Here is a 12,062-nt window from a genome sequence, read left to right on the forward strand (position 1 = left end):
CCGGGGTAAGGTGACCTGAGCAGCAGCCCGTAAGTGCATAATCGTTGCATGAAGCTGAATTTTTGTTTAACTTGCAACATCATTTCATCAAACACGTATTTGCTTGAAATTGTCTTGGATTTCCCCCATGTCGCTCCGCCTGTCCGTATTTCTACCCGTTACGCTATTTATTTTATTTTTATGTCTTGTTTGTGGAAGTTTTCTGCATGCGGAGCAGCTTTTTATGGTGCAGGGTAGGGTCCAAAGCCAATCTGGGGAGGGTTTACCCGCCATGCTGTCGCTAAAAGAAACGCGAAAAGGCACAGTAGCGGATATGGAGGGCAACTTCACGTTGAAAGACTACGCCCAGGTACCTATCATCTCCAAGTTTCCATGTTAGGCTATCGTAGCGAGCAGGTACTTCTCGAAATAGGCACAGCGCCTGCGGAGAAGCTGGCCATAGTGCTTCGAGAGTCTGCGCTAGATTTACAAGAAGCTGTTATTCAAGCCAACCCATTCCGTAATGGTCCACTTCAATTTAGTCAGACGGTCGATGTGCTAGACCGAGCGTATATGGAGAGCATGCAGGCGGTCACCTTTGCAGCTGCGCTGGAAAAACTCCCAGGACTTACCACGATAAATACAGGAGTAGGGATTTCCAAGCCGGTGATACGGGGGCTAAGTTTTAACCGGATTATGATTAATGATCGCGGGATTAAGCAGGAGGGGCAGCAGTGGGGTGCTGATCACGGACTAGAGATCGATCCCTTCGACGTGGAACGTGTAGAGGTGATCAAGGGTCCCGGTAGTCTAATTTACGGTTCCGATGGTATGGCAGGGGTTATTAATCTGCTCCCAGCCGCACACCCAGAAAAAGGGACTGTGCGCGGAGATGTTATAAGTTCTTTCCGTACGAATAACGATATGTGGAGCACATCTGCCGGCATCGAAGGCCGTGAAGGAGATTGGGTGTTTCGCGGGAGACTCACGTTCCAAGATTATGCGGATTACCGTATTCCTACGGATCGCTTTACTTATGCGGGTTTCGTGCTGCCGATTTTCGATGGGAGGCTTAAAAATACCGCCGGTAGAGAGCGGCACTTTAGCATTTCAAATGGTATCGTCAAACAATGGGGGGAGAGCACCCTGACCGTAAGTCGTTTTCATCAGTTGGCAGGTATATTTCCCGGGGCAGTGGGTATCCCAAATAGCTTCAACTTGCAGCATAGGGGGGGGAATAGAAATATTTCTTTGCCCCAGCAAGACAATACGCACTGGAAGGTGCTGCATAATACTCGTATCCAGCTGGGCAAAAACTGGTTAGAGGTAGATCTGGGGTATCAGCGCAACATGCGGGAGGAAAATAGCCCCCACATGTGCATGGGCAGGCACCTACTCCGGAGGGTAATCTGGCTTTAGGCTAGATTTGGATACCTACACGGTAAATGCGCGTTTTTACCGACACTTCGGCCGTGGCGTCCAACAGATTTTCGGTTTTCAGTGGCAGCGGATGGAAAATCGGCAGCGCGGATTTGAGTTTTTACTTCCAAATTTTAATTCTGAGCAGGGCGGCCTTTTCTTCTTCCATGAGCAGACAGCGCGGGAAGGATTTACTTGGAATGCAGGTTTGCGCTTAGATTTTGGAACCCATGACATTCAGGAGCACCTGCAGCCCATCTTTCGCCGGCAGCAGCCTACAGGTGAGTTTGATCAGCGAAATCCTGATATTGAGCGTTTTATGGGAAATCTTAGTGGTGGCACAGGCCTGAGTTGGCTCATCCACCCGGATCATTTGTTGAAGGTGAACCTCGGCTCTGCTTTTCGCATGCCTACTGCCATCGAGTTAGCGACCAACGGTGTACATCATGGAAATTTCAGGCATGAAATCGGTAATCCCGATCTGCGGCCAGAGCGCTCCTATCAGGTGGATTTGAGCTATGCCTGGCAGAGGAAGTCCTTTTATCTCGCGCTTACGCCGTTTTGGTCCTTTTACGAAGGGTTTATTTATTTAGCACCTACGGGTAGATTTAGTAATCTCCCTGCGTCGGGCATGATGTGGGAATACCGACAGCATGATGCCGTATTTATGGGCACAGAACTGAAGGCTGAGTGGAAGTTGCATCGCCGCTGGACGCTTAGTAGTGCATTTGAATATGTGTATAATTATAATTTGGATACAGGGCTTCCCTTACCGCTGACTCCGCCCTTATCCGTGTTAAACGGGCTCCGTTACGAGGCGAAGACAGGGTCTGGGACTGTGCGGCAGTGGGGAGGGTTTATCGAACATCGCATAAGCGCAGCACAGAATAGAGTAGATCGAAATGAACTCCGGACAGATGGCTTTATGCTTTTAGAGGCAGGATTTCATCTAAATCTTCGGCTCTTTAATCAGCCCCTCCAGGTGCAGGCCTCCGGCCAAAACCTACTGGATACCTTTTACTTCAATCACTTGTCTCGGTACCGCTTGCTCAATTTACCCGAGCAGGGAAGAAATTTCATCTTGACCCTAAAAGTGCCCATAGGAGAAAAGAATGAAAAAAATTAAATAAATTTTAATTGCTTATGCAACCTTGTTGTATAGTCCGCGTTCTAACCGTATATTTGCAACGAAATTGCATTAAATAACTACCCACAATTTATACAATGAAAAAGAAGTTACTATTTCCCGTGATGTTAGCAGGCGTAATCGCCTTTGCATGTGACAGTGAGGACGACAGTGTGCGTGACCTGGAAGCACCTACCATCACCTTTGCTGAAAACCGTGACACCTTCCGCCCTGTGATGAACGAAATTCGTTCACGCGCTACTGACCACATGCATATTCGCTTCAGTGTGCAAGATGAATCCGGTATTCAGCAAGTGCGTATCGATATCCACGGAGGTTTCGACGGACATACCCACGGCAGAGTTTCTGGAGCCTTCGAGCAGCTGCTTGTAAACGATATCATTGAGGTGGATGGAGCTCGTTTTTACAACCACGATGACTCTAGCTTAGATGTTTACTGGGAAGGAAACGATCCGAGAAATAGAATCGAGACTAACGTACTGGCAGGTCCTTACCATATTTCCATTGACGCAACAGACATTTTCGGAAATGCTACGAGCCATGCGAATGGTACCACCATTTCTAAAACATTCTTTATCGAGCGTCCTTATGCACCAGAGTTCCTTATTGATAATGCAGTTAATGGTGCGTTTACTGCGACTTCTGGTCAGCCTTTAAATGTAGAGGGCAAAGTAGAAGTAACCAATCATCCGCTTAGCTCTGAGCTCGCCTTCTTCTGGGCACGTGTGAGCACAGAAAATAGTGATGATGAGGATTTAGTATTGGCTGGAAATGACATCTACGAGCGCATGTGGGGAAGAAGCATGTACCGTGTGGATAACAACGGTGATCGTTTCCGTGGACCAGCGCTTCCTTCTACTTCTATGTTGGATTTAACTACTTTATTCACAGGGGACGCAGCGATCAACGTTCCTTCAGGTAGCGAAAATTTATGGTTGATTTTATGGGTAGAAGACACTGCCGGTAATGTTACGCGCCGTGCTTTCCGTATCAACAGATAAATGTTAATTGGATTTAGAATTACTGAGCCCTAGGTTAGTGCCTAGGGGTTTTTCATGCATGTAAAAAATCAGTTGGTTATATGACCAATATCACACGAAACTATCCTCGTCTTCGTATCTTTACAAAAGATTAAAGCGTTTCATTAACTAAAGTGCGCTCTGCCGCGTTATAAACCAAATGATTGCTATGAAAAATATCTCCTTCTTACTGCTTCTCGGCTTTCTACTTATCGCTTTCGTGGGGTGTAGAAATTCTGAAGATCGTCCCCGTTACAGAAATCAAGTGGAATATCCCTTATTTCAGGGAAATTCTCCATTCGCCTTTGAGGGTACCTTCACTGTTCGTGAGCTGGAAGATGGCACCCTTACCTTAGACCTTCGCATGAATGGGCCAAAGGGTGATGCGACTGTGGCATTTCCTGCCCACTTGCATTTCGGTACTTATGACCGTATCGATGCCGATATCGCTTTCCTTTTGACGCCCGTTAACAGCGAAACTTTGCGCTCTGAAACGGTCCTTGGTCCTTTGTCTAATGGAAAAATACTGACTTTTGCCGACTTCCAAAATTTCGATGGACATATAAAAGTACACCTTGCGGATAGCGGGCCAGAGTATGAAGAAATTCTAGTGGCCGGCAATGTAGGACGTAATGATGCTAGTCCAGAGGCATTCGATGCGACTGCCATCACGGTATGTAGTCCCTATTACTAAGTAGGTGCAGCCCCTCTTATTTCATTAGCCGGCCTGTTACTGAATTAAGGGGGGGCGCTTCTGTGTGGCACAAGGCATCCCGGTCTCCTACATTTAAAACATTAATTAGCACGATTTTTTTACCGCTGGATTTAGTAAAATGAAGAGAGCAGATAGCAATTTTTATACATTATCCCATTGTTCTTAAACTTTTATATTTTTTACTTTTCGGAATTAACTAATTATCATTTTTTTAATCTCAATAAATAATAACAATTTATTGCTAATTACAGTACTATTATTTTAAATTAGCACACAACCACACAATTATTCCTTTATGACACGTGTTTTACTTTACCTCGGGGCTTTCCTGCTGGTGCAGGCTGCGGATGCCCAAGGAGACTCTTCGTCCACCAAGGTTCCATTAGCGGGCAAAGTATACGCGAGCTCGGAAACCGAACAGCGGCCCGCTGCTTTACTTGTCGATGGCGACCTCAATTCTTCTTGGCAATCTACTTCGCCCTTTCCAGATGCCTTTTATGCCTCAGAGCGTCAGAACAGCCTGCTTCGGGCAGATTGGACTGCGCCAGTTGGAATACAATTGGCGCCAGCCCTAGACGGGAACCTACAGTCCTTCACTCAAAATATCCCTGTGGTGGAGGGGCTGGCAGAAGTGCGCTTTACCTTTCCCAGTCCGGAGCAGATTCATCGATTAGGCGTACGCCTACGTAATGTAAGCCAACCAGTACAGATTCGCCTCCAAGACGTACAGGGGAACACCCTTCAGACCTATACCTACACCTCGGGTCAAAATTTCCAGCATCTGCGCTTTGCACCTGAGCAAGAGGGCGTAAAATCGCTACTCTTAAGTAGTTCTGCCCCATTCGGTATTTTCGAAATCGGAACTACAGCCGCGCTTTTACAAGAATTCATCGGTATAGAATTAACAGAAGATCAGTTGGTTACCTCTGTCGACCTCAAGCATTTTCCGGGAAGTGCTAGCGCTAGTGCGAGTGCTTTATTCGGTGGGCTAGACCGGGACAATCTGCAGCTGATACAGGTCTTAGACCCAGCTTATGCGGGCACTTTAACCGTAGAACTTTCGGAGCCCATGCTGATGCGCTTTATTGAGATTCGGCATACCTTACTTCCTGAAAACTGGCGCCGTGTAAGTGCCTTTCACCTACAGGCTTTCGCGGAACCTAATGAGCCTAGCCTTCCGGGTACAGGGCCCGGTACGGGTCAAGGTCCCGAAATCCCTGCCCACTGGGATCCTTACGCAGGAGTTTATCCGAGTCTCTCGGCACTTCCACTGACGACTGCCAAGCTCCACTGTCAACATGCAGACCAATCCTCCTGCTCTCATCATAGATGAAAATTTTTCGAGTGGCTGGATATCGAATAATCCGCTTCCTGACCGCTATGCCAGTGCGCCTCACCAGAATGTGCTCCTACAGCTTTATGGTTTTGCCTCCGGCAATGTGGCTGTGCAAGCCGCCACAGATGGGGCTTGGGGGGTCCGAACTCCCACGATTCCCGTGGATCCGGCAGAGGGAGAAGCCTGGTATGAGCTCAGTGTACCAGAAACCAGTATCCGTGGCCTAAATGCGCGCTTTGCGAATCATACAGCACCTGTTTTTATCCATTTGGAAACTTCAGCAGAGCGTGATACGACCCTCGTATATCCAGTAGGAGGCAGTCCAAATCGATATTTTTTGCCACAGGTAGAAGGGGTTAGAGGCATTCGTGTTTTTTCTAGTGCTCCCTTTATCATCCATGAAATCGCCGCCTACAGCCAAGCGCTGAAAGAGTACGTTACCCTAGACCTTGGGGAAGCTAAAGAGGTCAGCTGGGTACGCAGTCGCCATTTTAATGGTGTCGGAAATGTCTTAGGGAGCTACTTGGAAGTGGGCCAAGATAGCACCGATATGCGGCGCGTGGCCACACTGAATCCGTCAGCTATCCACTATGAAACCATCCGCTTTGATAGCACGCTGAGCATCCGATATGTGCGTGTCGTGCATGAAATCGTAGATGAAAACTTTAAAAAAGCAAGCGTGCAAGAGCTCACGGTGTATGATGCCTTCGGCGCCTTTGGGCCACCGCCCCAGGCCAAAAGTCAAAAGCACAGCTTCTCAGATCTCTTCGGCATCAATACGGTCTGGGCATGGGGAACCAATCGCATTCCGAGCTTACAAAGTCCAGATGAAGGGGCGCAAAAGTTCATCCGTGCCGGCAGCAATGCCCGGAATTACCATAATTTACACTGGGACACCGCCGACCCTGATGAGATTCCTAGCTATACCCGAGGGGATGTTCGCGTGCTCCGAGGCTGGACGCAGTGGCTGCGGGAATATGCCGACTGGAAGCAGAAAGGCTTTACGGTGAATGTCACCTACACCTTTGACCGCTTCCATGAGTCGGCTTGGGATACCCCATTCGCTTCGGCGGCAGCTTAGGTACCGCTTTTGGGTCGGTTTTTGGGCCCTCCCATGAAAACTTGGTGCAAACGGTAGAAATCGGAAATGAGCCCTGGGACTACAGTGACAGCACCTATGTGGCCATCCTAGAGGGCATGGCGGAGGCTTTAAAAGCAGCTGATCCACAGCTAAAGGTCTTGCCTGCTGCCTTACAGGCTTCGAATCCTTTTATGGGTAATACGGGCGTAAGCAAAAACTTTATGGGGTATAAATTGTCCCCTCAGGCGGCCCCCTATCTGGATGGCGTGAACATTCATGTGTATAGCTATACGCGTGATGCTTCGGGAAATCGGATCGCCGTACACCCTGAGCACCCGGAATCCGGCATGCGAAATCTTTTCGCTGGCATCCGTTTCCGGGACCATAATATGCCCGGAAAAGAGGTCCATGTGACAGAGTGGGGCTGGGATGCCTCTAGTTTGAATGAGCAGGCAGTCAATACGGAGGCGGTCAGTGAGCAGGCGCAGGCCCTGTATGCTTTACGTGGATTGTTTTGGCTAAGCCGCATGGGGGTCGATCGGGCGGACTGGTTTTTCTATGCGAATGTGCCCATGGAAAACGGGGGGGCGCCGATCAACTATGATCGCTCGGGTCTGACAGAATCACGCTTGTTCGGCTTCCGTGAAAAATTGGCCTTTAAGGCCGTGGAGCGTATGCAAAACCTCATGGGGGACCTGTATTTCGATTCGGTTCTGGAGGAGTCCGAGCAGGCCTATATCTACGTGCTGCGCAATGCTGCCGGGGAGCTTTCACATCTTCTGGCTTGGCGCCCTGTGCCGGGGGACGAACTGGAAGAGGTACCTCATGCCTTTTTCTATCCGTATGCGGCTCAGGAAGCTTTCCGCATCAGTGGCCAAAGCAGCGATTTAGAGCCTTTAGTGCTGGACATCCAGGATGGGGAGTTTCGTCTGCCACTTTCTGCCGCTCCGCTTTTAGTGCCGCTTCTACCCATGCAGCAGTCGCTGGCAGACCAAGAGCTTCGACTGGAAGTGACACAAATGGAGGGCCCTAAGACAGTCTTACGTCTGCAGACCAAGCAGCCTCTGGATGCGCTAGGGGAGGTGGAACTAGCGGGTGGGTTTCAGCGCGCCCTACTTCAGGCTGGCGCTGAGACGAGCTGGCAGCGGCAAGATCCGAATACCTGGACTTTAGAGCTGGACGAAATGCCACTTGGCTGGCATCAAACCACCGCGGTGCTCAAGCACTATCAACTAGAGTCGAATCGCGTAGAAGTGGAAATTAAAGGGCAGGCAAGCTTGTTTCCGAATCCTTTGCGGGATAGTGGGCACCTTGTTTTCCGCTCAGCCATCCGTGAAGGGGTAGACGTCTATGTGCATGATACCCAGGGCCGCCTGCGGCAAAGTTTTTCCATAGCGCCTGGAATGAGCCGCCTAGAACTCTCCTTCTTGGATTTAAAACCTGGTGTGTACATAGTATCCGTGGATTTCGGAGCATACACGGAGCGTATTCGTTTTATTAAGCAGTAAACCAGGTAGTTTACGTCCTATATTAAAGTCCCCATCCTGCATGTTACGTGTGGATGGGATTTTTTTATGGGCTGATTATGGGTTTTTAAGTGATTTTAAATGCTTACTTCCCGACTGAAAGGTGGTAGCTGATGTAAGTTTACTGCACAACGAATTATTTTTTATGTTTATGCAGAAGTCTTCACTTTTTCCTCCTGAAATCATTAAGAGCACTGTAGAGGTGTACGATGCCCGAATCGGAGTGACCCAAAAATCCATTTACCTTTTATTAATCACGCTAATAGCAAGTGCACTCTTGGCACTACCGCTGGTACGAGTTGCGGTAAGCGTGGATGCTACTGGGGCCTTGCAGTCGGCAGTTCGTCCGAATATAGTGCAGCTGCCTCTTTCTGGTCGTGTACAAGAGGTATATGTGCACCAAAATGGAAAGGTGGAAGCGGGAGATTTACTGCTTTCCTTGGATGTTTCGGCCGTCAGATCTGAATTGGAGGAGCTACGCCAAACTATGCGCTACCAAGAAAATGTCCAAGCAGATTTAATCTATCTACTGCGTGCCGCGACGGATCCGAATGAAGAGCACACGTTCCGAAGTAAACGAGTAGAAAACCAGTGGACAGCTTATCAGGCGCAACTTGTACAGCGTCAAAGCCCCATACGTAAAGCCCAGCGGGACTATGAGCGTGCCCAGAGCCTGTTTGCGGCGAAGGTTTTGCCTTTTGCTGAGTTCGATGAAGTGCAGGTACAGTACCAGCAGGAGCGTTTACTTTTTCAAGCCTATCAAGATCAAATGTTGGCAGAATTCGCCTCGCACTGGAGCAAACAGAACTGGAGATTTCCCGCATGAAACAACAAGAGGCACGCTTAGTGGCCAATGCCTCCATGCATCACGTTTACGCGGGCGTAGCGGGAAATCTCTTGCAAGTGGCAGACATCCGACCGGGAGATATGGTGCTGGCAGGCGAAAAAATAGCACAGATTTCGCCCCAAGAGACCCTTCGCGCACATGTACTCGTACCTGCCCAAGATATCGCATTTCTACAAGAAGGGCAGGAGGTATGGTTTCAGGTAGATGCCTTTCACCATCATATTTGGGGCCTTTTAAAAGGAAAGGTTCTCCAAATAGGCGCCGACCGGGAAATGTTTGGAGAACAGCAGGCGGGCTACTGGGTGGTATGTGCTCTGGACACAGAAGCGCTTTCGCGCAAAGATGGTACAGTAGGCGCCTTAAAAAAGGGCATGAACGTTCAGGCGCGCTTCCAAGTAGGAAAAAGGAGCCTCTGGCATCTATTGTATCAGCGTCTCGACCGCTGGTTTAGTCCTCATCAAGTACCTACGCACTAATTTTTTTCAGGATGATACGCAAAGAGATTAAACAAAGAGATATAACCGACTGCGGAGCTGCTTGCCTAGCTCGGTGGCTGCTCATTACAAATTAAAGTTGTCTGTAGCTAAAATACGACAACTCGCTGCTACCAATAAAAAGGGCACTAGCGTTATGGGCATGCTCCAAGCAACCGAGAAAATGGGCTTTTCTGCTAAGGGAGTACGGGGTAATGTGGCGGCATTACAAGAAATTAACTATCCCGCGATCGCTCATGTGCAACTCAAAACTGGGCTTTTGCATTTCGTGGTGCTTTATCGGGTAGCAAAAGGTAAAGTGCATTATATGGATCCTGCAGACGGTTGCATGCATGTAGAGGAGCTACAATCATTTTCAGAAAAGTGGACAGGCGTACTTATTCTTTTAATGCCTCATGCTGATTTTCAGGCAGGAGATCTGACGGTTTCCATCTGGCAGCGCTTTCGCTACCTGCTGCGGCCACATCGTCCCGTACTTTTCCAAGCACTGATAGGAGCGATTCTTTATACGGTTCTGGGTTTAGCGTCTTCTCTGTATGTACAAAAACTGGTCGACACTGTATTTGTCGGAGGAAATGTAGGTCTACTTAATATACTTTCGGTAGCGATGCTCCTGATTCTACTTTTTCAGATGGGCATTGGCTTTTTGAAGAATCTTTTCGTTTTTAAAGTAGGTCAAAAGATAGATGCTCGGCTTATTCTCGCTATTACAAACATGTTTTGCGCCTGCCGCAAAGCTTTTTTGATTCTATGCGTGTGGGTGAAATCGTATCCCGAATCAATGATGCCGTTAAGATTCGACTTTTTATTAATGACACGCTTATCGGCTTGGTTGTTAACGTTTGTGTCGTCCTTTTTTTCATTCGCTTTAATGCTGATTTTTTTATTGGAAGCTAGCACTTATCATGCTAGCAATTATTCCCATCTACAGCGTGCTCTACTTTATAACGAACGCCTTAAACAAGAAGACGGAGCGTAAGCTCATGGAGGATGGTGCTGAGCTGGATGCGCACCTCATTGAATCTTTAACAGGCATCGGTACGATCAAGCGATTCGGAGCAGAGTCCTTTGTAAGCATGAAAATGGAAACACGCTTCACAGATTTGTTAAACAGTGTTTACCGCTCCGGAATGGTGGGCTTTTTTACTGGTACAAGTTCTGAATTTGTGTCGCGTGGCTTCTCCCTACTTATCATGTGGGTGGGAGCTGGATATGTCTTGCAACAAGTCTTAACTCCGGGGGAATTGATGTCCTTCTATGCCTTAAGTGGCTATCTAACAGGGCCTATCAGTGCTTTAGTAGGTATGAATAAGACGATTCAAAATGCTTGGATAGCGGCCGATCGGCTATTTGAAATCATGGAGCTCACCGAAGAAGAAAAAGAAGCCGAAAGCACGCGCTATCCCTTACCTAAAGAGCCCATAGAGCGCATCCGATTTGAGCAGGTTCACTTTCGGTATGGTGCGAAAGCCCCTGTATTCACTGATTTTACAGCAGAATTTCAGGCAGGCAAAATCAGTGCCTTGGTCGGGGAGAGTGGCTCAGGTAAAAGTACTTTAATGGCGTTGCTCCAAGGAATTTATCCGATAGAAAAAGGAAAAATTTGGTTCGGCGGACATGAGTTACGCTACCTAACTCCGGAAAGTCTACGCGAACGCATCGCTGTGGTTCCTCAAGATGTGACCTTATTTGCTGGCGATTTATTAAGCAATATTGCACTTGGAGATTATCAGCCTGATGTAGAGCGTGTGCTTGCCCTATGTCAGCGCTTAGGCATGGACAGTTTTATCGATGCACTTCCGCAGGGCCTAGCAACGCATGTCGGTGAACATGGTGCCACTTTATCGGGCGGACAAAAACAACGTGTCGCTTTAGCACGAGCCCTGTATCGAGATCCTGAAATCATTATTTTGGACGAGGCAACTGCCGCTTTGGACGCGCATTCAGAACGCATTATTCAGGAGTGTTTACTTGCTTTAGCCCAAGAGGGAAAAACTATTTTATGCATTACGCATCGCCTGGCAGCGGTACAGCAATACGATGAAATCTTTGTTTTAGAAGCTGGAAAGGTGGTTGAAAAAGGCCATCATCAGCGCTTAATCGCCCTACAAGGTATCTATTACGAAATGATTCGCAAGCAAGCTGTACTGTTTCAGGCCGCCTGAACCGATTAACCCAATGCCTATGGAACTTTTTCTACAAATCGAGCGGATCAAATTCCTCAATCAACTCCTTCTTCAGGAAAATACAGGACCTCCCGAGGCGCTGGCGGCTCGGTTAGGTATCAGCCGCTCGAAACTTTATGCGATTCTGGAAGAACTACGGGATATCGGCTTGGAAATACAGTACTCGCGCAGAAGACAAACCTTTTATTTCCAAGAGGGAAGTCGACTGCAACTGGAGGTGCACATACGCATTATCAAGAAGAATAGAGCGTCAGCATAGTTTATTTCCGCGTGGATCCGTATTCCTTTGGAAATGCGTCTGCGCGGATACCTA

13 protein-coding genes are annotated in these 12,062 nt (G+C 48.2%); all 13 read left to right on the top strand.

All coding sequences use genetic code 11. The features are described 5' to 3' along the window. The first annotated feature begins 103 nt into the window (after positions 1 to 103). The 13 genes from A3SI_RS07875 (at position 104) to A3SI_RS07925 (ending at position 12,008) form a co-directional block, all read left to right on the top strand. Positions 104 to 379, top strand: coding sequence for a peptidase associated/transthyretin-like domain-containing protein (locus A3SI_RS07875; protein WP_156810221.1), 276 nt, complete (start codon positions 104 to 106; stop codon positions 377 to 379). Next, positions 373 to 1,398 carry a TonB-dependent receptor plug domain-containing protein gene (locus tag A3SI_RS20505; RefSeq protein WP_238531661.1) on the top strand — a complete coding sequence of 342 codons (1,026 nt, stop codon included), beginning with the start codon at positions 373 to 375 and terminating at the stop codon, positions 1,396 to 1,398. Before A3SI_RS07875 ends, A3SI_RS20505 begins: the two co-directional genes overlap by 7 nt. Before the next feature lie 7 nt (positions 1,399 to 1,405). Continuing rightward, positions 1,406 to 2,524: a TonB-dependent receptor domain-containing protein gene (locus A3SI_RS20510; protein WP_238531662.1), complete on the top strand. Its 1,119-nt coding sequence runs from the start codon at positions 1,406 to 1,408 to the stop codon at positions 2,522 to 2,524. Between the two features lie 98 nt (positions 2,525 to 2,622). Next, the gene (locus tag A3SI_RS07885) at positions 2,623 to 3,546 is read left to right on the top strand and encodes a DUF4625 domain-containing protein (protein ID WP_040670424.1); all 924 of its coding nucleotides are present in this window, start codon (positions 2,623 to 2,625) and stop codon (positions 3,544 to 3,546) included. Between the two features lie 187 nt (positions 3,547 to 3,733). Continuing rightward, positions 3,734 to 4,258: a hypothetical protein gene (locus A3SI_RS07890; protein WP_009054955.1), complete on the top strand. Its 525-nt coding sequence runs from the start codon at positions 3,734 to 3,736 to the stop codon at positions 4,256 to 4,258. 316 nt (positions 4,259 to 4,574) lie between these two features. Continuing rightward, on the top strand, positions 4,575 to 5,612 hold the full coding sequence (locus A3SI_RS07895; RefSeq protein WP_009054957.1) for a hypothetical protein: 1,038 nt from the start codon (positions 4,575 to 4,577) through the stop codon (positions 5,610 to 5,612). After that, positions 5,578 to 6,696 carry a hypothetical protein gene (locus A3SI_RS07900; RefSeq protein ID WP_040670426.1) on the top strand — a complete coding sequence of 373 codons (1,119 nt, stop codon included), beginning with the start codon at positions 5,578 to 5,580 and terminating at the stop codon, positions 6,694 to 6,696. Before A3SI_RS07895 ends, A3SI_RS07900 begins: the two co-directional genes overlap by 35 nt. Then, positions 6,663 to 8,204: a T9SS type A sorting domain-containing protein gene (locus A3SI_RS07905; RefSeq protein WP_040670428.1), complete on the top strand. Its 1,542-nt coding sequence runs from the start codon at positions 6,663 to 6,665 to the stop codon at positions 8,202 to 8,204. Before A3SI_RS07900 ends, A3SI_RS07905 begins: the two co-directional genes overlap by 34 nt. A 169-nt stretch (positions 8,205 to 8,373) precedes the next feature. Continuing rightward, a complete protein-coding gene (locus A3SI_RS07910; protein ID WP_162098433.1) occupies positions 8,374 to 9,048 on the top strand; it encodes a biotin/lipoyl-binding protein in 675 nt (224 codons plus the stop codon). Next, a complete protein-coding gene (locus tag A3SI_RS07915; protein WP_040670432.1) occupies positions 9,045 to 9,545 on the top strand; it encodes an HlyD family efflux transporter periplasmic adaptor subunit in 501 nt (166 codons plus the stop codon). The genes A3SI_RS07910 and A3SI_RS07915 overlap by 4 nt, the downstream gene beginning before the upstream one ends. A 61-nt stretch (positions 9,546 to 9,606) precedes the next feature. After that, a complete protein-coding gene (locus A3SI_RS23530) occupies positions 9,607 to 10,542 on the top strand; it encodes a cysteine peptidase family C39 domain-containing protein (RefSeq protein ID WP_449406402.1) in 936 nt (311 codons plus the stop codon). Continuing rightward, the gene (locus tag A3SI_RS21570; protein WP_262491764.1) at positions 10,469 to 11,728 is read left to right on the top strand and encodes a peptidase domain-containing ABC transporter; all 1,260 of its coding nucleotides are present in this window, start codon (positions 10,469 to 10,471) and stop codon (positions 11,726 to 11,728) included. Before A3SI_RS23530 ends, A3SI_RS21570 begins: the two co-directional genes overlap by 74 nt. Positions 11,729 to 11,747: 19 nt before the next feature. Beyond that, positions 11,748 to 12,008 carry a helix-turn-helix domain-containing protein gene (locus tag A3SI_RS07925; RefSeq protein WP_156810223.1) on the top strand — a complete coding sequence of 87 codons (261 nt, stop codon included), beginning with the start codon at positions 11,748 to 11,750 and terminating at the stop codon, positions 12,006 to 12,008. Positions 12,009 to 12,062 lie beyond the last annotated feature (54 nt).

Origin of the sequence: Nitritalea halalkaliphila LW7 (assembly GCF_000265075.1) — a bacterium.
Lineage (GTDB): Bacteria > Bacteroidota > Bacteroidia > Cytophagales > Cyclobacteriaceae > Nitritalea > Nitritalea halalkaliphila.